This is a genomic window from Shewanella amazonensis SB2B, from assembly GCF_000015245.1.
Classification (GTDB): domain Bacteria; phylum Pseudomonadota; class Gammaproteobacteria; order Enterobacterales; family Shewanellaceae; genus Shewanella; species Shewanella amazonensis.
Window position 1 is genome coordinate 4,113,497 of sequence record NC_008700.1, and the last position, 25,683, is coordinate 4,139,179.

The 25,683-nt window shown below is 54.0% G+C and carries 25 protein-coding genes; 21 read left to right on the plus strand and 4 right to left on the minus strand.

Annotation, left to right across the window (positions count from 1 at the left end; all coding sequences use genetic code 11):
* Positions 1 to 100: 100 nt before the first annotated feature.
* From lexA to SAMA_RS18130, 6 genes are all read left to right on the plus strand, one after another.
* Complete coding sequence (gene lexA, locus SAMA_RS18105; protein WP_011761587.1) at positions 101 to 724, plus strand: transcriptional repressor LexA; 624 nt, start codon at positions 101 to 103, stop codon at positions 722 to 724.
* Positions 721 to 1,227 (plus strand): cell division inhibitor SulA, encoded by a 507-nt coding sequence (locus tag SAMA_RS18110; protein ID WP_011761588.1) that lies wholly within the window; start codon positions 721 to 723, stop codon positions 1,225 to 1,227. The genes lexA and SAMA_RS18110 overlap by 4 nt, the downstream gene beginning before the upstream one ends.
* Before the next feature lie 388 nt (positions 1,228 to 1,615).
* Positions 1,616 to 3,178, plus strand: coding sequence for a cytochrome c oxidase subunit II (gene coxB, locus SAMA_RS18115; RefSeq protein ID WP_011761589.1), 1,563 nt, complete (start codon positions 1,616 to 1,618; stop codon positions 3,176 to 3,178).
* A 10-nt stretch (positions 3,179 to 3,188) separates the two neighbouring features.
* Positions 3,189 to 4,784 (plus strand): cytochrome c oxidase subunit I, encoded by a 1,596-nt coding sequence (gene ctaD / locus SAMA_RS18120; RefSeq protein ID WP_011761590.1) that lies wholly within the window; start codon positions 3,189 to 3,191, stop codon positions 4,782 to 4,784.
* 1 nt (position 4,785) lies between these two features.
* On the plus strand, positions 4,786 to 5,352 hold the full coding sequence (locus SAMA_RS18125; RefSeq protein WP_011761591.1) for a cytochrome c oxidase assembly protein: 567 nt from the start codon (positions 4,786 to 4,788) through the stop codon (positions 5,350 to 5,352).
* Positions 5,349 to 6,224 (plus strand): cytochrome c oxidase subunit 3, encoded by an 876-nt coding sequence (locus SAMA_RS18130; protein ID WP_011761592.1) that lies wholly within the window; start codon positions 5,349 to 5,351, stop codon positions 6,222 to 6,224. The genes SAMA_RS18125 and SAMA_RS18130 overlap by 4 nt, the downstream gene beginning before the upstream one ends.
* A gap of 2 nt (positions 6,225 to 6,226) precedes the next feature.
* Here SAMA_RS18130 and SAMA_RS18135 read toward each other — a convergent pair whose 3' ends face one another.
* Positions 6,227 to 6,442 (minus strand): DUF2909 family protein, encoded by a 216-nt coding sequence (locus tag SAMA_RS18135; RefSeq protein WP_011761593.1) that lies wholly within the window; start codon positions 6,440 to 6,442, stop codon positions 6,227 to 6,229.
* On the opposite strand from SAMA_RS18135, the gene SAMA_RS18140 reads away from it, so the two are divergent.
* From SAMA_RS18140 to SAMA_RS18195, 12 genes are all read left to right on the plus strand, one after another.
* Positions 6,441 to 7,190, plus strand: coding sequence for an SURF1 family protein (locus tag SAMA_RS18140; RefSeq protein ID WP_049757948.1), 750 nt, complete (start codon positions 6,441 to 6,443; stop codon positions 7,188 to 7,190). The genes SAMA_RS18135 and SAMA_RS18140 overlap by 2 nt on opposite strands.
* Positions 7,191 to 7,218: 28 nt before the next feature.
* Positions 7,219 to 7,761, plus strand: coding sequence for a hypothetical protein (locus SAMA_RS18145; protein ID WP_011761595.1), 543 nt, complete (start codon positions 7,219 to 7,221; stop codon positions 7,759 to 7,761).
* Entirely contained in the window at positions 7,761 to 8,744 is a 984-nt protein-coding gene (locus tag SAMA_RS18150; protein ID WP_011761596.1) for a COX15/CtaA family protein, read from the plus strand. Before SAMA_RS18145 ends, SAMA_RS18150 begins: the two co-directional genes overlap by 1 nt.
* Before the next feature lie 14 nt (positions 8,745 to 8,758).
* Positions 8,759 to 9,658, plus strand: a complete 900-nt coding sequence (gene cyoE / locus SAMA_RS18155; protein WP_011761597.1) for a heme o synthase — start codon at positions 8,759 to 8,761, stop codon at positions 9,656 to 9,658.
* 8 nt (positions 9,659 to 9,666) lie between these two features.
* The gene (locus SAMA_RS18160; protein ID WP_011761598.1) at positions 9,667 to 10,302 is read left to right on the plus strand and encodes an SCO family protein; all 636 of its coding nucleotides are present in this window, start codon (positions 9,667 to 9,669) and stop codon (positions 10,300 to 10,302) included.
* Between the two features lie 168 nt (positions 10,303 to 10,470).
* Positions 10,471 to 10,752, plus strand: a complete 282-nt coding sequence (locus SAMA_RS18165) for an STAS domain-containing protein (RefSeq protein WP_011761599.1) — start codon at positions 10,471 to 10,473, stop codon at positions 10,750 to 10,752.
* Between the two features lie 14 nt (positions 10,753 to 10,766).
* The gene (locus SAMA_RS18170) at positions 10,767 to 11,129 is read left to right on the plus strand and encodes a response regulator (RefSeq protein WP_011761600.1); all 363 of its coding nucleotides are present in this window, start codon (positions 10,767 to 10,769) and stop codon (positions 11,127 to 11,129) included.
* A gap of 19 nt (positions 11,130 to 11,148) precedes the next feature.
* Positions 11,149 to 13,236 carry a chemotaxis protein CheA gene (locus SAMA_RS18175; RefSeq protein ID WP_011761601.1) on the plus strand — a complete coding sequence of 696 codons (2,088 nt, stop codon included), beginning with the start codon at positions 11,149 to 11,151 and terminating at the stop codon, positions 13,234 to 13,236.
* Positions 13,237 to 13,251: 15 nt separating this feature from the next.
* Complete coding sequence (locus SAMA_RS18180; protein ID WP_011761602.1) at positions 13,252 to 13,791, plus strand: chemotaxis protein CheW; 540 nt, start codon at positions 13,252 to 13,254, stop codon at positions 13,789 to 13,791.
* Between the two features lie 28 nt (positions 13,792 to 13,819).
* The gene (locus SAMA_RS19875; protein WP_011761603.1) at positions 13,820 to 16,402 is read left to right on the plus strand and encodes a methyl-accepting chemotaxis protein; all 2,583 of its coding nucleotides are present in this window, start codon (positions 13,820 to 13,822) and stop codon (positions 16,400 to 16,402) included.
* Between the two features lie 101 nt (positions 16,403 to 16,503).
* Positions 16,504 to 17,325, plus strand: coding sequence for a CheR family methyltransferase (locus tag SAMA_RS18190; protein WP_011761604.1), 822 nt, complete (start codon positions 16,504 to 16,506; stop codon positions 17,323 to 17,325).
* Entirely contained in the window at positions 17,322 to 18,341 is a 1,020-nt protein-coding gene (locus SAMA_RS18195; protein WP_011761605.1) for a protein-glutamate methylesterase/protein-glutamine glutaminase, read from the plus strand. The genes SAMA_RS18190 and SAMA_RS18195 overlap by 4 nt, the downstream gene beginning before the upstream one ends.
* Here SAMA_RS18195 and SAMA_RS18200 read toward each other — a convergent pair.
* On the minus strand, positions 18,338 to 19,387 hold the full coding sequence (locus tag SAMA_RS18200) for a polysaccharide deacetylase family protein (protein ID WP_011761606.1): 1,050 nt from the start codon (positions 19,385 to 19,387) through the stop codon (positions 18,338 to 18,340). The two genes, SAMA_RS18195 and SAMA_RS18200, sit on opposite strands and share 4 nt — an antisense overlap.
* Before the next feature lie 85 nt (positions 19,388 to 19,472).
* Here SAMA_RS18200 and SAMA_RS18205 point away from each other — a divergent pair, with 85 nt between their 5' ends.
* Positions 19,473 to 20,735, plus strand: coding sequence for an MATE family efflux transporter (locus SAMA_RS18205; RefSeq protein WP_083766428.1), 1,263 nt, complete (start codon positions 19,473 to 19,475; stop codon positions 20,733 to 20,735).
* 92 nt (positions 20,736 to 20,827) lie between these two features.
* Here the strand turns inward: SAMA_RS18205 and nfuA are convergent, their stop codons facing one another.
* Positions 20,828 to 21,406, minus strand: a complete 579-nt coding sequence (gene nfuA / locus SAMA_RS18210; protein WP_011761608.1) for a Fe-S biogenesis protein NfuA — start codon at positions 21,404 to 21,406, stop codon at positions 20,828 to 20,830.
* 220 nt (positions 21,407 to 21,626) lie between these two features.
* Here nfuA and SAMA_RS18215 point away from each other — a divergent pair, with 220 nt between their 5' ends.
* Entirely contained in the window at positions 21,627 to 24,122 is a 2,496-nt protein-coding gene (locus tag SAMA_RS18215; RefSeq protein WP_011761609.1) for a M14 family zinc carboxypeptidase, read from the plus strand.
* On the opposite strand, the gene SAMA_RS18220 is transcribed toward SAMA_RS18215, so the two are convergent.
* Positions 24,119 to 24,871, minus strand: a complete 753-nt coding sequence (locus SAMA_RS18220) for a ComF family protein (RefSeq protein WP_011761610.1) — start codon at positions 24,869 to 24,871, stop codon at positions 24,119 to 24,121. The two genes, SAMA_RS18215 and SAMA_RS18220, sit on opposite strands and share 4 nt — an antisense overlap.
* Before the next feature lie 26 nt (positions 24,872 to 24,897).
* On the opposite strand from SAMA_RS18220, the gene bioH reads away from it, so the two are divergent.
* Positions 24,898 to 25,680 carry a pimeloyl-ACP methyl ester esterase BioH gene (bioH, locus tag SAMA_RS18225; protein ID WP_011761611.1) on the plus strand — a complete coding sequence of 261 codons (783 nt, stop codon included), beginning with the start codon at positions 24,898 to 24,900 and terminating at the stop codon, positions 25,678 to 25,680.
* The last annotated feature ends 3 nt before the right edge of the window (positions 25,681 to 25,683 follow it).

Sequence of the window (25,683 nt, forward strand, 5' to 3'; positions counted from 1 at the left end):
GCCGCAGCCATTAGCCAATAATCTGAAAAATGGTTAATACTTGCGCTGATTAAAATACTGTATATACTGACAGTAACTGTATAGAAAAACAGGAATGACCATGAGACCGCTCACGCCTCGCCAGGCCGAGATCCTGGACCTAATCAAACGCAACATCGCCGAAACCGGCATGCCCCCAACGCGGGCAGAAATTGCATCCAGACTCGGCTTTAAAAGTGCTAATGCCGCCGAGGAGCATCTTAAAGCGCTCGCCAAAAAGGGCTGCATTGAGATTATGCCCGGCACCTCGCGAGGTATCAGGCTGGCGGGTGATGAGTTGGAAGATCAGCCAGACCCGGGTTTGCCCTTGATAGGTCAGGTGGCTGCCGGTGAACCCATTCTCGCCCAAGAGCATGTTGAGCAGTATTATCAGGTCGATCCTGCCATGTTCCGCCCCCATGCCGATTTTCTGCTGCGGGTTCGCGGCGACAGTATGAAAGACATAGGTATTCTCGACGGCGACCTGCTGGCGGTGCACAAGATGAACCAGGCCCGTAATGGCCAGGTGGTGGTTGCCAGGGTGGAAGACGATGTCACGGTAAAACGCTTCGAGAAGCAAGGCAATGTGGTGTACCTACACGCAGAGAACGAGGCATTCGCTCCTATCAGAGTGGATCTTGCCAACCAGAGTCTCACCATCGAGGGCTTGGCTGTGGGCGTTATCCGTAATGGAGACTGGCTATGAACAAGCTGATTGGTAACGCACCCCGTCATCCAGGTTTATGGACAGATTCCGCAGCCAAAGACGTTTGCCCCACATCGCAGGTGATTACCCAAAGCACTCAATCCCAAGGTCGCCAAGAGATGCAACAGCTCGCCCCAGAGCTTGCACGCCTGAGTCTTGAGGGGCGCTGGATAGTGCTTATCAGCCCACCCAATATCGGGCTTAAATCTACGCTGGCCCAGGCGGGTGTGCGCATGGACCGTGTGCTGCTGGTGCATGCCAAAGACGAAGTGGAAACCCTTTGGGCGATGGAGAAAGCGCTAACCAACGGTACCTCAAGTGCCGTGCTGTGTTGGACCAACGAACTGGATCCCAGAGATAAACGCAGATTGGCACTGGTAGCCAAAAATGCCGTGGCACTGGGTGTTATTTTTGAAAATGTAAATGCTCACTCACATGCCAGCGCTTTTGCTGTCAGACCCGAGTTAAGCCATACCCTTCGCGGTGCATCACCGCTGCACTGATCACCTCTTCATCCCTTTAAGCCCCTTTATCGGGGCTTTTTTTCGATAATTTTTTCAGATAATTAGAAAATAAAGTGATCTTGATCAATATTTAAACTGCAAGTAATGTAGTTCAGGTTAACAACGATTTGTTTGTTATATCCGGGCGATTATGTCGTCGCAGTATCTGAGGCTTGCGCCATGGATATTGTGTATTTGACCGATATATTCAGCTGTAGGTGCAAGTGTGGTGAACAAGGCTGTAATTCATTAAATAAGATACCAACCGCCAACGCACTTTGAAGTCATCGTTGCTTTTTGTGGGAACCGAAGAGTTTGCATAGAGCAGAGACTTACTGTGTGGCTCTTCTTTGTAGTTGCTTGATGCAATTGACAGAGGAGATGTCTTGTGAAGCAATGGTTGTATTGTTTCGCGGCGGCTTTATTGGCCCCGCCCATCTTTGCGGCTGACATGCCGCTCAACATGACACAAGGTGTTACTGAGATAAGTGGCAAGGTCTATGGCCTGCACATGACTATCCTGTACATCTGCTGTGCCATAGGTGTAGTGGTTTTTGGCGCCATGATTTACGCCATGATAAACCACCGCAAATCAAAAGGGGCGGTTGCCGCCCAATTTCACGAAAGCACCAAGGTGGAAATCGCCTGGACTCTGGTGCCCTTTCTCATCCTGATTGCCATGGCTATTCCGGCAACCAAGACCCTTATCGCCATGGAAGATCCGTCCAATGCCGACTTGACCATCAAGATCACCGGCTCCCAATGGAAGTGGCACTACGATTACTTTGACCACGACTTCGGTTTCTACAGCATCCTGGCTACACCCAGAAGCCAAATCGAAGGTGCAGAAGCAAAAGGCGATCACTACTTGTTGGAAGTGGATAAGCATCTGGTGCTGCCCACCAACCGCAAGGTGCGCTTTTTGATGACCTCCGACGACGTCATTCACTCCTGGTGGGTGCCCGCGTTTGCCGTTAAAAAGGATGCCAATCCGGGCTTTATCAACGAAGCATGGACCCGAATAGATAAACCTGGGATTTATCACGGCCAGTGTGCCGAGCTGTGCGGCAAAGACCACGGCTTTATGCCAATCGTGGTTGAGGTTTTGCCCGAAGCAGAGTTTGACACATGGGTTGAAAACCAGAAGCAACTGGCAAGCAACGCCGCTGCCGAAGCCGCTGCGGCATTGAACCAAACCCTTTCCATGGAAGAACTGATGGTGCAGGGTGAAAAGGTGTACATGGCCAGCTGCGCCGCCTGTCACCAACCCAATGGTATGGGCCTGCCCGGCGTATTCCCCGCTCTCAAGGGCAGTGCTATTGCCATGGGTCCGGTAGACAAGCATCTCGACATAGTGATCAACGGTAAATCCGGTACAGCCATGCAGGCGTTTAACAAGCAGTTATCTGCCACAGAGATTGCCGCTGTTGTGACCTATGAGCGTAATGCATGGGGCAACAATACCGGTGATACGGTGCAGGCATCTGATGTCAACGGCCATGGCAGTGACAGCACTCCCACCGCGCAAACCGGGATGCAAGAAACTGATCAGGCGCCCCCCGCCAGCGCAGCCGAGACATCGACCGAAGCTCCCCCTGCTGCCGAATCCACTGCCGACGAGCCTTCAGCCGATGAGCCCATGTCGATGGATGCTTTGATGGCCCGTGGTGAGCAAGTGTACATGGCCTCTTGCGCGGCCTGTCACCAAGCCAATGGTGCCGGTTTGCCCGGTGCGTTTCCCGCCATCAAGGGAAGCCCTATCGCTACAGGCCCCATCGCCAATCACCTCGACATAGTTATTCACGGCAAAGCCGGAACGGCTATGCAGGCCTTTGGCTCAATGTTGTCTGCCAGGGACATTGCTGCGGTGGTGACCTATGAACGTAACGCCTGGGATAACAACACCGGCGATAGCGTTCAGGCCACCGACGTAAACAATCATGGAAAGTAGGGGAACGATAATGACAACCACGACCCACGATACCCATCAGGGCGTCCATGACGAACACCATCATGGCCCGGCCAAGGGCATAATGCGCTGGATATTAACAACCAATCACAAGGATATAGGCACGCTCTACCTCTGGTTCAGTTTTATTATGTTCCTGACCGGTGGCGCCATGGCTATGGTGATCCGTGCCGAGTTGTTCCAGCCCGGCTTACAACTGGTTGAGCCCAACTTCTTTAACCAGATGACCACGGTACACGGCCTTATCATGGTGTTTGGTGCCGTCATGCCAGCCTTTACCGGGTTGGCGAACTGGCTGATCCCCATGATGATTGGGGCGCCAGATATGGCATTGCCCAGAATGAACAACTGGAGTTTCTGGATCCTGCCCTTTGCCTTCCTCATCTTGCTCAGCTCGCTGTTTATGGAAGGCGGAGCACCCAACTTCGGCTGGACTTTTTACGCTCCTCTGTCCACCACCTACAGCCCCGACAGTACAGCACTGTTTGTGTTTTCGGTTCACATCATGGGGATTAGCTCCATCATGGGTGCCATCAACGTGATAGTCACTATAGTCAACCTGCGCGCTCCCGGTATGACCTGGATGAAACTGCCGCTGTTTGTCTGGACCTGGCTTATCACCGCATTCCTGCTGATTGCGGTGATGCCGGTGCTGGCCGGGGTTGTTACCATGGTGCTCACCGACAAGTACTTCGGCACCAGTTTCTTTGATGCCGCTGGCGGCGGTGACCCTGTGATGTTCCAGCATATTTTCTGGTTCTTCGGTCACCCTGAGGTGTACATCATGATCCTGCCTTCATTTGGGATCATCTCGGCGATAGTACCGGCATTCAGCCGTAAAAAACTCTTCGGCTATGCCTCCATGGTTTACGCCACGGCCAGCATCGCCATCCTGTCGTTTCTGGTGTGGGCACACCATATGTTTACCACTGGGATGCCTGTGTTTGCCGAGCTCTTCTTTATGTACTGCACCATGTTGATTGCAGTGCCCACGGGGGTGAAGGTGTTTAACTGGGTCGCGACCATGTGGCGTGGTTCAATGACCTTTGAAACGCCTATGCTGTTTGCCATTGCCTTTATCATCCTCTTTACCATTGGTGGTTTCTCGGGATTGATGCTCGCCATCACGCCGGTGGATTTCCAATACCACGATACCTACTTTGTGGTGGCACATTTCCACTATGTGCTGGTATCCGGTGCCATTTTCTCGATTATGGCGGCGGCCTATTACTGGTTACCCAAGTGGACCGGGCACATGTATGACGAGAAGCTCGGCAAACTGCACTTCTGGTGTTCGGTGATTTCGGTGAACGTGCTGTTTTTCCCAATGCACTTTCTTGGCTTGGCGGGTATGCCAAGGCGAATTCCTGACTATGCGATTCAATTCGCCGATGTAAACCAGATAGTCTCAATAGGCGGCTTTGCCTTTGGTCTGTCGCAGCTCATTTTCCTGGCTGTGGTTATCAAGTGTATTCGCGGCGGCGAACCTGCAACGGCCAAGCCATGGGAAGGCTCTGAGGGTTTGGAGTGGACGCTGCCAAGCCCTGCCCCCTACCACTCGTTCAGCACTCCTCCTGAGGTGAAATAAGATGACGGCGCCCGGGGTTTCTCACCGAAAGCTCATTATCGGACTCTGCCTTGGCTGTGTTGGTATGTTCGGTTTTGGTTTTGCCCTTGTCCCCCTTTACGACGTGCTGTGCGAACAACTGGGGATTAACGGCAAAACCAGTTCCGAAGCCGCGCAATACAGTCAGGTACAGGTAGACGAAGCCAGAACTGTGACCGTGGAGTTTATGGCGCAGGTTCAACCGGGGATGCCTTGGGAATTTGGTCCGGCGGTTAAGCGTATGGAAGTACATCCGGGGCAACTGGTACGAACCGATTTTCTGGCACGCAACCTATCGGCAAATGCCCTGGTTGGCCAGGCTATTCCTTCGGTATCCCCCGGACAGGGCGCCGCTTATTTCAACAAGACTGAGTGTTTTTGCTTTAACCAACAGGTGTTGGCAGGAAAAGGCAGTGCCAATTTGCCACTGATTTTCTTTGTGGATCCGGATTTGCCTGAGTCTATCCATACCCTGACCCTCTCTTACACCCTGTATGACATCACAGACAAGGATCTGGCCGGTGCCCTGCAGGCGGGAGCCATGAAATGACAAGCAAACATCAAAACTATTATGTTCCCAGCCAAAGTGGCTGGCCCATTATCGGCGCAATTGGTCTGTTTTTGATTGCCTATGGCGCAGGTAATTTTGTCCATCAACTCAAATCGGGCGGCAGTTGGGGGGGATATATTCTGCTCGCCGGTGTCGCAGTGATCCTGTTCATGCTGGTTGGCTGGTTCAGAAACGTGGTTGATGAGTCCATGTCGGGGCTTTACTCAAGCCAGATGGACAGATCTTTCCGTCAGGGGATGAGCTGGTTCATCTTCTCTGAGGTTATGTTCTTTGCCGCATTCTTCGGGGCACTTCTTTACGCCCGCACCATAGCTGTGCCCTGGCTTGGTGGTGCTTCCAACAACGCCATGACCCACGAAGTACTGTGGCCGGCCTTTGAAGCAGTGTGGCCACTGGAAACCACACCCGACGGCACCAAAACCCAGGCCATGGGCTGGACGGGTCTGCCGCTTATCAACACCATCCTGCTGCTCACCTCCTCCTTTACCCTGCACTTTGCCCATATGGGGCTGGAGAAGGGTAAACGCACGGCGCTGACACTCTGGCTCGGGCTCACCATCTTATTGGGATTGGGCTTCCTGTCGCTGCAGGTTGAAGAGTATATCCATGCCTACACCGAGATGGGGCTCACCCTGGCGTCCGGTGTATATGGCAACACCTTCTTTTTACTCACTGGCTTCCACGGCCTGCACGTTACCCTCGGCACCATCTTCCTGCTGGTGTTGTTTTTCAGGGTACTTAAGGGCCATTTCAGCCACGATAACCAGTTCGCGTTTCAAGCTGGCAGCTGGTACTGGCACTTTGTGGATGTGGTTTGGCTCTGCCTGTTTGTATTTGTTTACGTGCTGTAAGTTCAGTAAGGCCTGGGGTGAGGTGTTATCCACCCCAGTGCCAAAGCCACCAGCAGCAAGAGTATGACCAAGGCAGACAGGGCGACACGGCGGCCCAAATAGCGGCTCATGGGGACACTGCCATCCCCCTTGACCATGATGTAAAGGGCGCGGCCGAGATTGAAGATGATAAAAAGCAGCAGCAATACCAGCACAGATTTAAACACAAAGGCGGTCATGGATTCTCCGGATTCCAGGCCGGGGTATGCCGGCAAGTTGCTGATGTTATTCACTCTGGTGCTGTTTGCGGTGCTCGTCAAGTTGGGATTTTGGCAACTCGAACGGGCAGAGGAAAAACGAGAGTTGTTGGCTTCGTTGGCAGAACACCAGCAGGCATCGCCCTTATCGATGGACAGTTTGCTGGCAAGGCAAGCCAGTTCAGACGACCTCGAAGGTTACCGACTGGAAGTGACCGGGGAGTTTATCCCCGAGATAACTGTGCTGCTGGACAATCAGGTGCTGGATGGTCAGGTGGGATATAAGGCGTTTCGTTTGCTGCGGGTGAATGGTTTTCAAAGTGTGTTGTTGGTGGAGTTGGGGTTTGTGCCGGCGGGCAAGGATCGGGCAGCGCTGCCACGAATTGAACCAATTGATGGCCAGCTAAGCGTCAAGGGCCGGATTTATCGGCGCAAACTGAATCCACTGAGTGATGACCTGGCAGCCGAAGCGGGCGACCCAATGCGAATTCAGGCGCTCAACATACCCTCGCTTGCGGCTCAGCTGCAGCTTGGGATTCTAGACCTGGTGCTACAACCAGACAGCCTGCCGGGCACGCCCTTAATCAGGCGCTGGATGCCGGTCAATATGCCACCGGAAAAACATCTGGGCTACGCGGCACAGTGGTTTTCCCTGGCGGCAGCATTGGCTCTACTGGTGATTTTTTATGTTGTGAAGACAAGGAAGAAGCAGAACGAGTTAAGGGACTAATCATTCATAAATGTAAGAGGAGAGAGACATGAACTCCCAAAAATTCAGTGCGCGCCCCCTGCTTATGCTGTTGCTGGCATTCATACTGCCAGTGGCGCTGGCAAAGCTGGTGCTCAGCCAACACTGGTACAACGAAGGGGTAACCAATCAGGGGCAACTCTTCAGCGAGGAAACCAGTTACCAAAGCCTTGGCGCCACCAACCCGGCACCACAACGCTGGCAAATTCTTTATCTGATGCCTCAAACCTGCGATCAGATGTGCAAAGACAGGCTCTATGTCATTCATCAAAGCCACACCGCGCTTGGCGCTGAGCGAAGCAGGGTTACCCCTCTGGTGCTGGTGTCTGACACGAGCGACATCAAAGCCCTCGACGGCTCCGACTTGCCCACTGCCTCAATGCCACAGGCACTGGACCCCTTGCTGGCCTCACAGGAGTTTATCCTGGTCGACCCCATGGGCACTCTGGTGATGCGCTATCCCTCGGTCAGAGGGCAAGAAGCCAATATCTCCCAAGGCAAGGCCATGTTGGCCGACCTGCGTAAACTGCTTAAATTATCGAGGGTTGGCTGATGACACTGAGAAACCTGCTCAAACTCACCCTCGCCTGCACCCTGATGGTGATTTTACTGGGGGCTTATACCCGCCTGTCGGATGCCGGCCTGGGTTGCCCCGACTGGCCCGGCTGCTATGGTCACTTTAAAGTCCCCTCTGCGGCGCACGAGCTGGCCAAAGCCGAGTCGCTGTTTCCTGAGCATACGATTGATCCCGCCAAAGCCTGGCCGGAAATGATCCACAGGTACATTGCCAGCAGCTTGGGCTTACTGGTGATCTTGGTGCTGGTAGCCTGTTACAGATTGAAGGAAGCACCGCGCAAACTGCCCATATTTATCCTGCTGCTGATTTTGTTTCAGGGCGCGTTGGGGGCCTGGACTGTCACCATGAAGCTCATGCCCGTGGTAGTCATGTCGCATTTGCTTGGCGGCTTTACCCTACTGTCGCTGCTGACCTTGCTGTATTTGCGCACCAGTGGTTTCCGCATCCCTGGTGGAGATCCGGGCATGCGTCAGTATCAGCGACTGGCGCTGGCCTGTGTTGGGGTATTGGTTGCGCAGATCCTCCTGGGTGGCTGGACCTCATCCAACTACGCGGCCCTCGCCTGCACAGAGTTACCGTTTTGCGAGGGCGATTGGACAACCAACCTGAAAATTGCCGATGCCTTTTCTCCCTTTCAGGGTACGCACCCCAGCTTTGAATTTGGTGTGCTGGACTATCACGCCCGCATGACCATACACATCGCGCATCGCTTTGGTGCCATGATTACCGCGGCTCTGCTGGGGCTGTTGGCGTTTCGCATCATAAACCGGGCCCATAGCAAGGTGCTGCGCAATGCCGGTTGGGTACTGGCTGGTTTTTTGGTGCTGCAACTTGGCCTGGGTATTTCCAACGTCGTGCTGCACCTCCCTCTGGCCATTGCCGTTGCCCACAATCTGGGGGCCGCATTTTTGCTGGTCACACTGGTCTTTATTAATTACGCACTGTGGCGTAAAGCCTGAAAAAAGGAGTTGTTATGGCCAAATCTCTCTCCATTACCCCTGTGTCAGGCCTGTCCCGTTTACCATGGCGCGCCTATTTGGAAATGACCAAACCCAAGGTGGTTACCTTGATGCTGCTGACAGTGCTTGTGGGCATGTGCCTGGCATTGCCGGGGGCCGTACCACTGCAGCCATTGATTGCCGGCATGCTGGGGATCGCCATGATGGCGGGCGCCGCAGCCGCGATGAACCATCTCATTGACCGTCGTATCGATGGTCTGATGGCACGCACCTATAATCGTCCGCTCCCCAAGGGCAAGGTGCCCGTCAGCCATGCCGCTACCTTTGCCGCCCTGCTGGCACTGCTTGGTTTTGCCTGCCTCTACTGGTTGGTTAATCCACTCACTGCCTGGCTGACACTGGCGAGCCTGCTTGGCTATGCTGTGGTCTACACCGCTTACCTCAAGCGTGCGACACCACAAAACATTGTGATTGGCGGACTCGCCGGCGCCATGCCCCCCTTACTGGGCTGGACAGCGGTGACCAATGATTTCCACGGCCATGGGTTGCTGCTGGTGATTATTATCTTCGCCTGGACCCCACCCCACTTTTGGGCGCTGGCGATACATCGTAAAGCGGACTACGCCAAAGTCGACATTCCCATGCTGCCCGTCACCCACGGCGTGGCATTTACCAAGACCTGTATCTTTCTTTACACTATCTTGCTTGCATTGGCCTGCCTGCTACCCGTATTGGTTGGCATGAGTGGGGCCTTGTATTTGCTGGGTTCAACCTTGCTGAGTATCGGCTTTATCTACAAGGCATGGCAGCTTAAGTATCATGAGACCCCAGGCATGGCGATGGACGTGTTCCGCTTTTCTATCTATCACCTGATGCTGCTGTTTATCCTGCTGCTGGTTGACCACTACATATAGGGGCAAGCATGAAAAAATCCTGGATGATGGCCGTCTTCTTCCTGGTGGGGATGGGCGGTCTGACACTGCTGATAAACTCGGGCGACACCAGTGATAGCCAGACACCACCCACACTGGACACGGGTTATGTGTTTCCTGCGCCCAAGCCGTTACCTCCTTTTAAACTGACCGATCAGCTGGGGCAAACCTTTGACAATCAAAGGCTCATGGGCAAGTGGAGCCTGATTTTTCTGGGTTACACCTCTTGCCCTGACATCTGTCCAACGACCATGTCAAAGCTGGCGGCGGCTTATCCTGAACTGAATCAGGAAAATTCGCTGCAGGTGATTTTTCTCTCTGTCGACCCGGCGCGGGACACGCCAACCAGGCTGGCCCAATATGCGGCCTTTTTCCATCCGGATTTTCTCGCCGTCACCGGAGAGCACAGCGAGTTATATTCGCTTACCCGGTCTCTGGGCATGGTGTACACCATGGTAGGTGATGGCCCCGACTATCAGGTCGACCACAGTGCCTCCATCGTTGTGATTTCACCCAAAGGTGAAAGGTACGCCGTATTCAAACCCAAGAACGATGGCCAATCCATTCCACAAATACGCAATCAGGCGCTGATTTCTGATATGCGCCTGATTCGTCATCAATACTGACCATCCTATGAACCCGGGGCAAAACACCCGTTTTGCCCTTGATGTTGCCCCCAAATCATCAAACGCCTGTCCACAAGAAAAAATCCTTGTAAATGAGGCAACAGTCCAAAATGGCGTCTATCTTTTGTGTGTAAAGGAACTCAGGTCCAGCACTCAAGGGATGCCTCTATGTCAGAAAACACGGTAGAGCTCGGAAGCGAGCTGACCATCCGCAATATCCAGCCTATCTACAGCCAGTTAGCAGATCTGCTGCATCAGGGCAGACCCGTCACCCTGAATGCCGCCAGACTCATCAAGGCAGACACGGCTGGTCTGCAACTGCTGCTGTGCCTGCAGTCCCATTGTGAAAACAGCAGTATCCCATTGAACTGGAAAGGAATAACTACAGAACTTGTCGCTCAGTTCAAGCAGATGGGCATGCAACTTCCGGGAATAACCAGTCAAGCGTAAAAGGACAACAACCTATGAAGAAGATTCTTGCCGTTGATGATTCGGCCTCAATGAGACAAATGGTGGGGTTTACGCTGAAAACCGCCGGATTTGATGTCACCGAGGCGTGCAATGGCGATGAAGCCTTAAAAGCAGCTCAGGCCGGTCAGTACGATCTGGTTATTTCGGATGTAAATATGCCCGTGATGGACGGCATAACCCTTATCCGTAACCTGCGAACCCTCCCTGCTTACAAATTTACGCCATTGTTGATGCTGACCACAGAATCAGGTGGCGATAAAAAGCAGGAAGGACGGGCAGCAGGAGCTACAGGTTGGATTGTGAAACCCTTTAATCCGGAACAGTTGCTGGCCACAGTGCGCAAAGTGTTGGGATAACCCGCAGAGAGACTAGGGAATGGACATAGATCTTAGCCAATTCAGTCAGGTGTTCTTCGAGGAAAGTATCGAGGGCCTGGCGATTATGGAGTCTGAGCTGCTGAAGCTGGACGTGGCGGCGCCGGACCCAGAAACCATTAACACCATTTTCAGAGCAGCACACTCCATCAAAGGCGGCAGTGCCACATTCGGTTTTATGCAGGTGGCCAACTACACCCATCTGCTTGAAACTCTGCTTGACGAAATCCGCGATGGTCGTCGGCAGATGCAGCCTGACCATGTTGACATGCTGCTGCTTTCGGTGGATTTACTCAGGGGCATGTTCGAAGCCCTGATGAGCCAAGCCGAATTCAACGACCCCAAGTTACCCGAGCTTGAGTTGCGGCTGAATAACACCCTGGCCAATCAACCAAGCCAAACGCAATCGATTTCTCCCCCTCAGGCAACAATGGCCTCAGACTCAAAAACGCTGTGCTGGCAGATTGATTTCAAGGCTGGCGCAGACATTATGCGCTGCGGCAACGATCCCATGTTGATGTTTGCTGAGCTGGCCTCCAAGGGCACACTGACGGCCGAGCTCCTGCCGGTTTCCTTTCCCGCATGGGACGACTTTGACCCCGAAGCCTGCTACCTGCACTGGCGCTTAAGATTGATCACAGACGAGCCACTGGAAAAACTCAAAGAGGTGTTCGAGTGGGTCGAAGATGAATGCGAAATCAGTTACCAACAAACAGCAGCAGCCCCTTCTGCTGATACCTCCACAGAGATGCTGTCGCCATCACCACAATCCGAAGTCGACCCGCCTGTAGCAGCCCCTGATGTCATTGCGCTGACGCCCCAGGTTCAGGCTCTTGCCACAGACAAAGCCGTAGCCAGCCAAAAACAAAGCGCTGCAGCCGCCAAGAGTGGAGAAAGCAGCTCCATCAGGGTCAGCACAGAAAAAATCGATATGCTCATCAATATGGTGGGTGAGCTGGTGATAACCCAAGCCATGCTGGGCCAAATAGGTCAACAGGATGAAATCAATCAGGAGTCGCTGTTACTGCTGCAACAGGGACTAGAGCAGCTGGCTTCCCATACCCGGGATTTGCAGGAAAGTGTCATGCAGATTCGCATGCTGCCCATCAGCTTTGCGTTTAACCGCTTCCCCCGCTTGGTCAGAGACATTGGCCAGCAGCTGGGTAAGAAAGTAGAACTCATCCTCAAGGGTGAAGACACTGAGCTGGATAAAACCGTCCTTGAAAAAATTGTCGACCCCATGGTGCATCTGGTGCGCAATTCGCTCGACCATGGGCTGGAATCACCCGAAGCCAGATTGGCACAGGGTAAGTCTGAAACCGGCACCATCATGCTCAATGCCTATCATCAGGGCGGCTGCATCATCATAGAAATAGCGGACGATGGCGCCGGGCTGAACACCCACAAGATCCTTGAAAAAGCCCGTCAAAAAGGGCTGGTCGGCGCCGAGGAAGAGTTATCGGAAGAAGCCATCCACCAGCTGATATTCAGACCTGGCTTTTCCACCGCCGATGCAGTGTCAGACCTCTCAGGGCGTGGCGTGGGCATGGATGTGGTCAAGCGCAATATTCACGAGCTCAATGGCTCCATTGAATTGAAATCCGAGGCGGGTAAAGGCAGCCGTTTCACCATTCGACTTCCCCTGACGCTGGCCATACTCGACGGCCAGCTTATCCGCATCGGCAAGCACATATACGTGGTGCCACTGGTGTCCATCTACGAATCGTTGCAGGTGCCCACCAACCGTATCAATCGGCTGTCCGATGGCCATGAGCTGATCCGTCTGCGGGATGAATATTTACCGGTAATCAAGATGTATCGAGAGTTCAACCACGATGCTGACGCGCGGGAAATCAAAGATGGCCTGGTGATGGTAGTGGATCATAACAATGAAAAGGCCGGCCTGCTGGTGGACGAACTTCTCGCGCAACAACAGGTTGTAATCAAAAGCCTGGAGGAGAACTACACCCGTATTCCGGGCATTTCGGGCGCCACCATACTGGGCGACGGCACAGTCGCACTCATCATAGACGTTGCCGGACTGGTCAAGTTGGCCGGTATAGGCAGCAGCAATGAACACGCCGCGTAAAAAGGAAGACTCGATATGGCTGACATTTCCATCGAACAGGTCAAGCAGGGTAATCAACAGTATCTGAGCTTCATCATGGCCAACGAGGAGTACGGCGTGGACATCCTCTCCGTACAGGAAATCCGCGGCTGGGAACCCACCACTGTGCTGCCAAACGCCCCCGACTATGTCAAAGGCGTCATCAACTTGCGGGGCACCATAGTCCCCATCATAGATCTGCGGCAAAAGTTTGGGATAAAGACCCTGGAATATGGCGCAACCACTGTGGTGATAGTGGTCAAGGTGACCATGGATGAAACCCAAAAGGTGATAGGCATAGTGGTAGATGCCGTATCAGACGTGTTCAGCATCGAAGAAGAAGAAATCCGCCAGGCCCCTGACTTTGGTCACGGCACCGACCTGCGGTTCATCAAGGGGCTGGCAAATGTGCAGGACAAGATGGTCATTCTGCTTGAGATCAACCGGTTACTTGGCTCCGCCATCTTACCGGATCCCGAGACACTGAATCGGATCATCGGCAATCTCGAACAACAAGCTCAGGTAATGACTGCCTGAAATGGACACTAAAGCAAGAGGAATCAACATGGACGCAGGCAATAAAAAGCTGATGGGGCCAGCCCCATTTACCTTGGCCGGCATGGTGATAGTTGCCGTTTCTTTGGTACTCAGCCTGATGGGGCAATCCGGCAACATGGTCAGTGCTGCCCTGGTTGTAGCGCTGATTGTTTTGGGTATTGGTTTAAGTCAGGGCGGCCCAAGAGTCGCAGAAGCTCTGGCAGAAATACGTCAGGCACTGCGAAGCCATAACAGACCCAAACTTGGCAGTTACGATATCCCTGGCTGGCAGGAGTTCTCTGAAGAATTTGCCATCTTCTGGGACGAGCAGCAAAAAGGCCGCGCCACTCTCAAAGCCCTGGATATCTGCCAGGCTAACGTAATGCTGGCGGACCCCAACGGGGAAATCCTCTACTTTAACGACTCGCTCCGCACCACACTGAGCGATGCAGAAGCGGATATTCGCAAAGAATTACCCAACTTTGATGTGAGTCGCCTGCAGGGCGCCAACATGGACAGCTTCCATCGGGATCCATCCCATCAGCGCCGTCTGATAGCCGGGTTAAAATCCACCTACTCCGCCAAAATCAAGGTCGGTACCCGTACCTTCAGCCTGATAGCCTCCCCCGTGTTCGATGAACAGCATCAACGTATCGCAACCGTAGTGGAATGGCAGGACTTAACTGAATCCCTGGCACGGCAGCAAGCCGAAGAAAAACTGATCCGCGAAACCAACCGTATCAAGCAGGCGCTGGATGTGTGTCAGGCGAACGTGATGATGGCCGATGAAAATAACAACATCATTTACTTCAACCACTCCCTCCAAGCCATGTTGGCCGGTAATGAGGAAAAGCTGCGCGAATCCATCAACCGATTTGATGTTTCCACCCTGATGGGCACCAACATAGATATCTTCCACAAACACCCCGAGCATCAGCGCCAGTTACTGGCCAAGCTCACCAGCTCGTACAAGGCCCGTATCAAGGTAGCAGGCTTGACCTTCGACCTGATTGCCACACCGGTATTCGACAATGGCAAACGCACAGGCACCGTAGTGGAGTGGAGCGACATTACTGCACAGTTGGCCAGGGAAGAGAAAGAACGGGCTCTCGCTGCCGAAAATGCCCGAATCCGTCAGGCGCTTGACAATGTATCGTCAAACACCATGGTGGCGGATGCAGACTGCAACATCATCTATCTCAATGATGCCGTTAAAAAAATGTTCAGCATTGCCCAATCCGACATTGTCAGGGATCTGCCCAATTTCAACAGCAATAAGCTGATGGGTGCAAATATCGATGTGTTCCATAAAAACCCTGCTCACCAACGAAACCTGCTGGCTAACCTCACCAGTACTTACACCAGTCAACTTAAAGTCGGTGGTCGCACCTTCCGGATCATCGCCAACCCTATCAACGACACCGATGGCACCCGCATAGGGACTGTGGTTGAGTGGGCAGACCGCACCGCTGAAACGGCCATCGAGCATGAGATTGATGGCATCATCGCGGCCGCAAGCTCGGGCGATTTGTCACAGCGCATTGCCACCCATGATAAAGAAGGCTTCTTCCTCAATCTCTCCAACGGCCTCAACAGCCTTGTCGGCATTGCCGATAACGTTATTTCCGATGTCGTTGATATGTTTGACGGTTTGGCCAAGGGTGATTTAACCCGCAAGATTAATGGCGAATATGAGGGCCAGTTCGGCAAGCTCAAGGCCGACGCCAATGCTACCGTCAGCCGCCTGACCGAAGTCCTCGGCGGCATCAGCGAATCAGCCAATACCGTCACTTCAGGCGCCGAAGAAATAGCTCAGGGCAATGCCGATCTGAGCCAGCGCACCGAAGAGCAAGCCGCGTCACTGGAAGAAACAGCCTCCAGCATGGAACAGATGACGGCCACCGTAAAACAGAGCGCCGAAAACGCCACCCTGGCTAACACCCTCGCCAAAGAAGCCTCTACCAAGGCAGATCATGGCGGCAAGGTAGTCAAGCAGGCAGTCACCGCCATGGAGGCCATTAACGAATCCAGTAAGCGCATTGCTGACATCATAGGTGTCATCGACGAAATCGCCTTCCAGACTAACCTACTGGCACTGAATGCAGCGGTAGAAGCAGCCCGCGCCGGTGAACAGGGCAGAGGCTTTGCCGTGGTGGCTGGCGAGGTTCGCAATCTCGCCCAACGCTCAGCGGGGGCGGCCAAGGAAATCAAAGAACTTATCCGCGACAGCGTCAATAAGGTCAATGACGGTACCTCGTTGGTGAACCAATCCGGTAATACCCTGCAGGAAATCGTGCATGCGGTATCCAAGGTGGCTGAGATGATTAATGAAATCAGTGTCGCAGCCGAGCAGCAGGCATCAGGCATTCAGGAAGTTAATAAAGCAGTGTCTCAAATGGACGAGATGACCCAGCAAAACGCGGCACTGGTGGAAGAAGTATCCGCAGCTGGTGATGCCATGGCCGAGCAGGCCCGCAATATGCGACGTCAACTCGGGTTCTTCAGAACCGACGTACAGGCATCCTCAGCGGCGCCACTGGCATTGGTCGCTGGCGGCGAAAAACGGCCGACCAAATTTAAAGCCAGTAAAGAAGAATGGCACGAGTTCTGACCTGACCACCAACAAGGGGCTCGTCAGAGCCCCTTGTTGTCAGAGATGCTTTTGGGGCCAAAGGAGGCGCTTTGGAATTCACATCCGAACGGGAGTTTCCGATGACTCAAAGGGATTTTGAGTTCATCCGGGAGCTGGCCTACAACCAAACAGGCATTGTCTTACCTGAACGGAAGCGCCATATGGTGTATTCCCGCCTTTGCCGTCGCCTGCGCGCACTGCGGATGCGCACCTTCTTCGAATACTGTGGCTACCTGCAACAGGAGCCCGATGAGATGGGCCACTTTATCAACGCCCTGACCACGAACCTCACCGCCTTCTTTCGTGAGAAGCACCACTTTCATTATGTGCGGGATCATCTGGTACCCAAATGGCAGCAAAGGCGCAGTCGTCGTCTGCGGGTCTGGTCTTCTGCCTGCTCAACCGGTGAAGAGCCCTACTCCCTCGCCATGACCTTAGCGCCCTTTTTTCCACGCACTCAGTGGGATTTGAAAATTCTGGCGACCGATTTAGACACGAATGTCTTAACCAAGGCCGAGGCGGGGTTCTACCCCCCAGAAACCCTCGAAAATCTGCCTCCAACACTGGCAGAACAGTATTTCACGGCTCAGGGAGGCATGGCCAAGGTAAAGGACTCGGTGCGGGAACTGGTGTTTTTCCGCCAGCTTAACCTGTTGGAGAGCTGGCCAATGCAAGGCCCCTTCGATGCCATTTTTTGCCGTAATGTACTCATTTATTTCGATAATCCGACAAAGAAAAAAATCATTCAGAAGTTCAGACAACTGCTCAGCGATGATGGGTATCTCTTTATTGGCCATTCGGAAACCCTGCACCTGATTTCCGATGACTTTGATCTCATTGGCCAGACCATATACAAACCCAGAATAGGCAGCATTTCGGGACTTAACGGGGAAAGAAAATGATAAGAGTACTCATCGTCGATGACTCTGCTCTGGTTAGGAAATTGCTGAGCCATATGCTGGCGCAGGCAGAGGACATCGATGTGGTGGGCTGTGCAGAAGATCCCTATCAGGCCAGGGAGATGATTAAGGAGCTCAACCCGGATGTGATAACTCTGGACATTGAAATGCCCCGCATGGATGGCATCGCATTTTTACGCAACCTGATGAAGCTGCGCCCCATGCCCGTCATCATGATTTCCACACTCACGGAAAAGGGGGCCGCCGTGACTTTGGAGGCCCTGTCTCTTGGGGCCGTGGACTTTATCAGTAAGCCCAAACATGACCTGACCAACAAGCTGCTCGACTATCAGGATGAACTGCTGGAAAAAGTCCGTCAGGCGGCGGTCAGCAGGGTAAGGGCCCTTTCTGCACCACCACCTGAGTCTGAGAGCTCCGGCAAGCTGAAAAACCGGGTAATTGCCATAGGTGCTTCCACCGGCGGCACAGAAGCCATTCAACGACTCATTTCCATGCTGCCAGCCAACTTCCCGCCTGTGGTTATCGCACAGCACATACCCGCTGCCTTCAGTGCTTCCTTTGCCAAACGTCTGGACCTGAACTCGCAGATGCAAGTGGTTGAGGCCATCGGCAATGAGCAATTAAAAGTCGGCAACGTCTATATCGCCCCGGGTCACGCCCATCTGGTCATTCGCCGGGTAGGCGCCCACTTTCGCACCGCCATTTTGGACACAGACCCGGTGAATCGGCACAAACCCTCGGTGGATGTGCTGTTTCACAGTGTGGCAGAAGTCGCAGGCAGGGCTGCAGTGGGCGTGATTCTCACCGGTATGGGGCGTGATGGCGCCCAGGGACTGCTGCATATGCGGGAACAGGGAGCCTACACAATAGCTCAGGATGAAGACAGCTCTGTTGTGTGGGGCATGCCGGGCAGCTCCGTTGAGCTGGGTGCCGCCTGTGAGCAGCTCCATCTGGACAAGATTGCACCCAAGCTGCTCAGTTTACTCAAATCAGATTAGGGCTCTTTTGGCCAGCTGCCATCTTTGTTGGGCCTGAGCCAGGCCTGGGAAAACCAGTAAAATCCCTTTTGTGTTTTGGATGGTGCGGTGCAGTTATAGCGCGAACGCCCCGGCGGCAGAGGTTTGTCCGCCTGCACCTCAAAACTGACATCATCCAGCCAACGTGGTGATACCGCCTCCTGATTGGGCAAAAAGCATCGCATCCCGGCTTTATTGATATCGGCCACCTCTGCGAGAGTGACTTTCATGCGCGGTTGCCAGTCCTGCAATAACAGGGGATCTGCGGGCGATATGGTCGCCACCGGCATGGGCAAGCTGTACAGTTTTTCTTTCAGGGTCTCCAGGCTCGCGTAACGCCCACCCACAGGAAACCTCGGCAAGGCGGTTAAGGCGCTGTACCGCCCAAGCGCACCGGATTGTTGGCCGAATGCCACCATCCCAAGCTCCGAGGCCAAAGACTGCAGCGCAGCGTTATATTCGCCGAAGGGATAGGCCAACATAGGTTGTGTCGTTTCACCACGAATACGGATCAGTGCGGCTTCGGTTTGCAAAAGTTGAGTCTTTATCCGCAATAGCCAGGCGGATTCATCCTCCCCTTCCAAGCGCCGTACCAGATGGCCGTGATCGTAGCTGTGATTGGCTATTTCGGCGCCTTCAGAAGCCAACTGTTTCAGAGTCGCTTCACTCATCATCCCCTTATGCCCCTCCACCATGGGCGCGATAGAGACAAACAATGTGTAGGGAAATCCATATTCCTTTAAGATAGGAACGGCATTGTCAGCAATGTTTTGATAACCATCATCAAAACTGATGGCGACCGCTCTCAGGGGCGGTTTTTCACCCCGCTTGATTTGAGCAACCAGATCAGTCAGAGGCACCACCTTAAAGCCATTTTTTGCCAAAAAGTCCATATGGCTGCGAAACTCGGCAGGCGTGACGCTGGTGACCCGGGGCGAGGTCTCAGACACATGGTGATACTGCAGCACCACAGCCGCCTGAGCCAGGCCCGAGAACCAAGCACATACAAACAGCAACACTTTATGCATTAAGAGGAACTCTCTGATTAAACTTGTGAATTATTTGCCATTGACCTGGTCAGCCCATCAACGTCTGTGGGCCCTGGCGCTACCCATGATGCTGTCCAATATCACAGTGCCGCTGCTCGGGCTGGTGGATACCGCCATCATGGGTCACCTGAGTGAGGCCTATTATTTGGGCGCGGTTGCACTGGGGTCAACAGTGTTCACGCTAATCGTCTGGTTGCTGGGGTTTCTGCGGATGGCCACCACAGGCCTGACCGCCCAAGCCTGGGGGGCAAGCCAGGGGGAAACCCAGAAGCGAATTCTTATGCAAGGGCTAACTCTGGCGCTGGGCGCAGGGCTATTGGTATTGCTGGTGCAGCCTGTTTTGCTTAATACGCTGCTGGGCTGGTCAGATGCCAGCGCAGAAGTACGTCAATACTGCCGGGACTACTTTGCCATTCGTATCTGGTCATTGCCGCTGGCGCTGGCCAATCTGGTCATGCTTGGCTGGCTTCTGGGCCGCCAACAACCCAAGGTAGCCATGTGGCAGCTGATCCTGGCCAACCTGGTCAATATCGCACTGGATGTCCTGTTTGTGTTTGGCTTTGGCTGGGGGGTTGCAGGTGCCGCATTGGCGTCCGTCATCGCTGATCTGTGCGCCTTTTCCATCGCGGCTTTTTTTACCGCCAAGGCCTGGCGAACGCTTGCCTGCCCATCCCCCGTACTGCGTGACATTATGGCGAATCTCGGCCAACTGTTCAGACTGAACCGGGATATCTTTATTCGCAGCCTTTGTCTGCAAGCCACCTTTGCCTTTATGACTTTCAAGGGCGCTGGCCTGGGAGACACTACAGTGGCCGCCAACGCAGTACTGCTTAACTTTTTAATGCTGACATCCTACGCACTGGATGGGATTGCCTACTATGCCGAGGCCGAAACCGGCGCCGCCGTGGGGCGTCGCGACCCGGCTGCACTCGATAGTACTGTGGCATTGGCCTTTGCATGGTCGGCGGTTTTTGCCTGCCTGTTCAGCGGTGGGTTTGCCCTGTGGGGAGAATGGCTGAGTACTTTGATGACCGACATTAGTGCAGTTCAGCAGCTCGCCAATGAGTTTTTGCCCTGGCTGATTGCCATGCCATTACTGGCGTTCGGCTCCTACCTGTTCGATGGTGTATATATCGGCGCCACTCAGGGAAGAGTGATGAGAAACAGCATGCTGCTCTCAACCGTCGGGGTATTTTTTCCACTCTGGTGGGGATTTTCCGATTGGGGGAACCATGCACTTTGGCTCGCCATGGGCGGCTTTATGTTGTGCCGCAGCCTGAGTCTGGGCTGGCACTTTGTGCGCTATCGTCACGGCTTTGTTGCCTGAAATATGGCCGAAAATGGTTTAAATTGAACGAGAGCTATCTGTTAGTCCAATAAAAAACGCGGCCATCGGGCCGCGTTTTTTATTGTCAGGCATCACTGGTAAGAGTGACTACCGTGTTGGTGCTCAGTGGCATCGCGCACTTCGGTCAGCTCACCCGGGAACATATCCAGCAGCTGTTTCTCGATACCATCCTTCAGAGTGACATCCACCATGGAGCAACCGTTACAACCACCACCGAACTGGATAACGGCCACACCATCATCAGTCACTTCCACCAGCAGAATGTTACCGCCGTGGCTCGCCAGCTGCGGGTTGATTTCAGCCTGAATGACGTATTCGATACGCTCGACCAGAGACGCATCAGCCGACACCTTGCGCATTTTGGCATTGGGCGCCTTGAGCGTGAGCTGTGAGCCAAGCTGATCAGTGACCAAATCTATGCTGGCATCTTCCAGGAAAGGAGCGCTTTTCTCATCAACCATGGCATTGAAACCGTTGAACTCCAGTTCAATATCATCATCTTCCACGGCATCTGGCGGGCAGTAGGACACACCACACTCCGCTTGGGCAGTACCAGGACTAATCACAAATACGCGGATGTTGGTACCTTCTGGTTGATCGGCCAGCAACTTCACAAAGTGGGCCTGAGCCGCTTCGGAAATGGTAATCATGTAGAGCGCTCCATCAGGGAAACCTGAGTAAATTACTAAGAATTACCGGCTATGATACTCCGGATAGAAACCAGATTGTAGTCCTGGCTTATACGCCACCCGGGAATTTTGTCGGGTAGATCTCACTGTACGCCTTCCAGGATAGTTAAGCCTTGGTGGTCAATGAATCAACAAACTGCTAATTTGTTCAGCAATACAAAAAGATAATAAAGAGTAGAACATGTCATTTCTGTCGATTTTCGCCTCCCTTGGCAGGGCACTTTGTTACTGCATGTGCCTCTCGCTGCCCCTCACCGCATACGCTACCTCTTTGGAAGCCTATCTGGGTTATCCCCTGGGGGAATGGCACGTCAGACACGATCAGGTGAATGGCTTTCTGGAAAAACTGGCCGCTGACAATCCCAGAGTCTCACTGGAGGATACAGGCTACAGCCATGAAAGGCGCAGGCAACTGACGGCGGTAATCACCTCACCAGCCAATCAGGACCGACTCAACGGGATTGTGGCCGACAGGGCGCTGGTCAAACAGGGGAAAGCGCAGCCAATGTTGGTGATATGGCTGGCGTATTCAATTCATGGCGATGAAGCCAGTGGTGCCCATGCCGCTTTGGCGCTGGCGCAGCATTTGGCATTGAGCCAGGAGAGCTGGATTACCGACCTGCTCAGCCAGAGTGTGGTACTTATCACCCCCAGCCAAAACCCCGATGGACTCGACCGTTTTGCCAACTGGTCCAACAGCTACCGTGGGATAGCTGTGCCTGTGGCGGATGAAAACCATAAGGAACACAATCAAAACTGGCCTGCCGGACGCTATAACCATTTTCTGGCCGACCTCAACCGTGACTGGCTGTTCTTACGACATCCGGAGAGCCGGGGCAGGGTCGCATTACTCCATAAGTGGCAACCTCAGTATGTGGGGGACTTCCATGAAATGGGTCATAACCAAAGCTACTTTTTCCAGCCCGGCGTCCCCGAGCGCACGCACCCACTGACAGAACAACGAAACCAGCAACTGACTGAGAAATTAGCCCATTTTTACCGTCAGGCTCTGGATGCCAAGCAGCAGGCCTACTTTAGCCGGCAGGGATTCGATGATTTCTTCTATGGCAAAGGCTCCACCTATCCGGACATCAATGGCGCCGTAGGGGTATTGTTCGAGCAGGCCAGCGCCCGCGGCCAGGTACAGGACTCGCAATACGGTGGTATCAGCCTGGCCGAGGCCATCGATAATCAGTTAACCACCTCCCTTGCTGCACTCAAAGGCGCTCACCAACTCCGCCAGGAACTCATCAGTTTTCAAAACGATTTTTACGCTGGTAAAGGTAAAACCGGTAAACAGGGTCGCCTGATCTCGACCCGGGGAGACAGACAGCGACTGCTGGTATTGGCTGATCTCCTGAACCGCCATGGCGTGGTTTACCGCTATCTGACGCAGGACATGAAAGAAGGCAAACAAATATTCACAGCTGCTGATAGTCTGTTCATTCCCAACGAACAGCCTCAGTCTGTTTTGGTAGAAGCCCTGTTTGAGCGACGCACCCGATTTGAAGACCCCACCTTCTACGATGTCAGCGCCTGGGATCTGGGCAGCGCCTTCAATCTGGCCATCGCAGAGAACATACGGCCTGCTGCGAACCAGCTCAGCACAGATGCACCAGCGTTTGGGCAGCCGGCACTGACAGAAGACACGGTTGCCCTCCTGATAGACTGGCAGCAAAGTGGCGCGGCCCCTTTGTTGGCGCAGCTTCACCGGGATGGCATAGCCGTCAGGGCCTCGGTAAAACCCTTTACTCCCGTGGCCAGCGCCCGTGCATTTGCCGCTGGCACCCTGATGATAAGTACAGCCCAGAAGCAAATGACGCGGGACGCATTACTGCCTTATCTCACCGACCTTGCCAGGCAATATGAGGTCCGCCTGTTCCCGGTCGTTTCATTCGCTTCCGCAACAGGAATTGATCTTGGCAGTGGCGACTTTGTCCCACTCAAGCCAGTGAACGCCTTATTGGTGAGCGGTCGTGGCACCGATGCCACCGAGGTGGGGGAAATCTGGCGCTATTTGGATTTGGAGCTGAAACAGGGCGTGACTCTGGTGGACTCAGACAGACTGGCACGGATTAGCCTTAACCGTTACAGCCATATACTGCTCGCAGACGGAAATTATGATCACCTGGACGATGCCCTTGGACGCAAACTCGGTGAGTTTGCCGAACAGGGCGGCGTCATTGTGGCCCAGAAGCGGGCACTCATTTGGCTCAATAAACGCAACCTGCTCAGAAACACAGTATTGGAAGACGGGTTTTATAAGCAGCAGTTTTCCACGGCTGGGCTTGGCTTTGATGACAAAGAAGCCCTGCGTGCCCGCCAGGCCATTGGTGGCGCCATACTCAACTGGCAACTGGATCCGGCTCATCCACTGGCATTCGGCATGCCATCTGCCACTGTGCCCGTGATGAAAAATGAAGTACTGGGCTTATCCGACACCAGCGAGCCATTTGTTATCGCCGCACGCTATCCACAAAACCCGCTGGTCTCCGGCTACCTCTCTGACGAATACCAAAGGGCATTCGGTCTGAGCAATGCCCTCTTGGCAGAGCCCAAGGGTAAGGGCGTCGTGGTGGGAACAACCGATAACCTGCTGTTTCGCAACATCTGGCTCGGCACTGAAAAAATCTACACCAATGCGCTCTACCTGTTACCTGCGGCCATGAGCCGCTAACTGAACGTGTCCAGCAGCCCGGGGGCTTCCGCCCGGGCAAGACACCATACCTGCACCCTGACACCCTGAAGCTGTAACATGGTGGCTATTTCATTGGCCGTACTGCCGGTGGTGACTACATCGTCCACCAAGGCCACTGAGCCCTGATGACAGCTCCCCGTGAGCTCAAAGGCGCCCAATAGGTTTTTACGCCTCGCTTTACCGGTAAGGCCAGCCTGAGGCTGGGTATCACGTCGCCGCCGTAACAGGTCATCGCACAGAGGGATACCACTGAGCTTTGACAGCAAGAGCGCTATTTCATAGGCCTGATTAAAGCCGCGGGTTTTGAGACGTTTGGGGTGAAGGGGAACCGGCAGGAGTAAAGAGACAGGGGGGATTTCGCCCTCCTCTGTCAGTTGAGTCACTCTGGCCATCAGTGCTCGGCAAAGAACATCCAGCGCTGCAAATTGCCCCTGATATTTAATGGCGGCAATACTGGCTCCCAGGCCTTGGTGGTAGCTGCAGGGCGCGATAACAGGCAGCGCGCCCAACACCCGACAGGCACCACAAAAGGCACCGTCATTGACCAGGCTGCGACCACAACCCAGACATACGGGGCCGTGATACAGACAGCGTTGCAGACAAAGGCTGCAGACCCCAGAGCCTTCGATTACCGTTTGGTGGCACAGCAGGCAGCGGTTGGGTAAACTCTGCGCCAAGGTGGTAACGACATACGTCCATGCTCGGCGCCACACGGATACTTCATCCATGGCATCATCCCTGACTAGAGGCACAAGTGACACAAGGTTCACAGGCACATATCCATATCGACACCCATGGCACAGGCAAAAACCTGGTGATTCTCCACGGCTGGGGCATGAACGCGGCTGTGTTCACGCCCCTTATGGGTGCCTTTCCCGAGTATAGGCTGCACTGCCCCGACCTGCCGGGATTCGGCCATAGCACTATGTCTGGTGATACCCTGGATGATTGGGTCGACACCCTGATGTTGGCGCTGCCCGAGCAGATGGTGCTTGCGGGTTGGTCACTTGGTGGCTTGGTGGCGACCAGAGCTGCACTGCGCTACCCCCAGCGGGTTGAGGCGCTGATAACCATTGCCTCATCCCCTTGTTTTATGGCGCGGGAGGAAGAAAACTGGCCCGGCATTCCACCCCAGGTATTGTCGCAATTTGGCGCAGAACTGGGCAAAGATCTGCCCAAAACCATAGAGCGTTTTCTCGCTATCCAGGCCATGGGCAGCGAAACAGCGAGGGAAGACATCAAGCGCCTGCGGGATTTGGTGCTGTCACGCCCCCTGCCCCAGCCAGCGGCGTTGGATCAGGGGCTGAACATGTTAAAAGACGTGGATTTACGCCCCGAGCTGGCAAACCTGAGCCAACCCTGGTTGAGAGTGTGGGGACGCCTCGATGGGCTGGTTCCCAAGCGGGTCATGCCGGCCATGCCAAGCCCTGCCGGTACCTGCGAGGACCTGATGCTCGCCAAAGCATCCCATGCCCCTTTCTTTTCTCACCCCACTGAATTTGTGACCGGGGTGAAAGACTGGCTCTTCAGGCTTTAATCT

What these genes read in the sequence shown, in the direction of transcription:
- lexA (WP_011761587.1), top strand. Translation starts at nt 101, where the DNA reads ATGAGACCGCTCACGCCTCGCCAGGCCGAGATCCTGGACCTAATCAAA.
- SAMA_RS18110 (WP_011761588.1), top strand. Translation starts at nt 721, where the DNA reads ATGAACAAGCTGATTGGTAACGCACCCCGTCATCCAGGTTTATGGACA.
- ctaD (WP_011761590.1), top strand. Translation starts at nt 3,189, where the DNA reads ATGACAACCACGACCCACGATACCCATCAGGGCGTCCATGACGAACAC.
- SAMA_RS18125 (WP_011761591.1), top strand. Translation starts at nt 4,786, where the DNA reads ATGACGGCGCCCGGGGTTTCTCACCGAAAGCTCATTATCGGACTCTGC.
- SAMA_RS18130 (WP_011761592.1), top strand. Translation starts at nt 5,349, where the DNA reads ATGACAAGCAAACATCAAAACTATTATGTTCCCAGCCAAAGTGGCTGG.
- SAMA_RS18140 (WP_049757948.1), top strand. Translation starts at nt 6,441, where the DNA reads ATGGATTCTCCGGATTCCAGGCCGGGGTATGCCGGCAAGTTGCTGATG.
- SAMA_RS18135 (WP_011761593.1), bottom strand. Translation starts at nt 6,442, where the DNA reads ATGACCGCCTTTGTGTTTAAATCTGTGCTGGTATTGCTGCTGCTTTTT.
- SAMA_RS18145 (WP_011761595.1), top strand. Translation starts at nt 7,219, where the DNA reads ATGAACTCCCAAAAATTCAGTGCGCGCCCCCTGCTTATGCTGTTGCTG.
- SAMA_RS18150 (WP_011761596.1), top strand. Translation starts at nt 7,761, where the DNA reads ATGACACTGAGAAACCTGCTCAAACTCACCCTCGCCTGCACCCTGATG.
- cyoE (WP_011761597.1), top strand. Translation starts at nt 8,759, where the DNA reads ATGGCCAAATCTCTCTCCATTACCCCTGTGTCAGGCCTGTCCCGTTTA.
- SAMA_RS18160 (WP_011761598.1), top strand. Translation starts at nt 9,667, where the DNA reads ATGAAAAAATCCTGGATGATGGCCGTCTTCTTCCTGGTGGGGATGGGC.
- SAMA_RS18165 (WP_011761599.1), top strand. Translation starts at nt 10,471, where the DNA reads ATGTCAGAAAACACGGTAGAGCTCGGAAGCGAGCTGACCATCCGCAAT.
- SAMA_RS18170 (WP_011761600.1), top strand. Translation starts at nt 10,767, where the DNA reads ATGAAGAAGATTCTTGCCGTTGATGATTCGGCCTCAATGAGACAAATG.
- SAMA_RS18175 (WP_011761601.1), top strand. Translation starts at nt 11,149, where the DNA reads ATGGACATAGATCTTAGCCAATTCAGTCAGGTGTTCTTCGAGGAAAGT.
- SAMA_RS18180 (WP_011761602.1), top strand. Translation starts at nt 13,252, where the DNA reads ATGGCTGACATTTCCATCGAACAGGTCAAGCAGGGTAATCAACAGTAT.
- SAMA_RS19875 (WP_011761603.1), top strand. Translation starts at nt 13,820, where the DNA reads ATGGACGCAGGCAATAAAAAGCTGATGGGGCCAGCCCCATTTACCTTG.
- SAMA_RS18190 (WP_011761604.1), top strand. Translation starts at nt 16,504, where the DNA reads ATGACTCAAAGGGATTTTGAGTTCATCCGGGAGCTGGCCTACAACCAA.
- SAMA_RS18195 (WP_011761605.1), top strand. Translation starts at nt 17,322, where the DNA reads ATGATAAGAGTACTCATCGTCGATGACTCTGCTCTGGTTAGGAAATTG.
- SAMA_RS18200 (WP_011761606.1), bottom strand. Translation starts at nt 19,387, where the DNA reads ATGCATAAAGTGTTGCTGTTTGTATGTGCTTGGTTCTCGGGCCTGGCT.
- SAMA_RS18205 (WP_083766428.1), top strand. Translation starts at nt 19,473, where the DNA reads ATGATGCTGTCCAATATCACAGTGCCGCTGCTCGGGCTGGTGGATACC.
- nfuA (WP_011761608.1), bottom strand. Translation starts at nt 21,406, where the DNA reads ATGATTACCATTTCCGAAGCGGCTCAGGCCCACTTTGTGAAGTTGCTG.
- SAMA_RS18215 (WP_011761609.1), top strand. Translation starts at nt 21,627, where the DNA reads ATGTCATTTCTGTCGATTTTCGCCTCCCTTGGCAGGGCACTTTGTTAC.
- SAMA_RS18220 (WP_011761610.1), bottom strand. Translation starts at nt 24,871, where the DNA reads ATGGATGAAGTATCCGTGTGGCGCCGAGCATGGACGTATGTCGTTACC.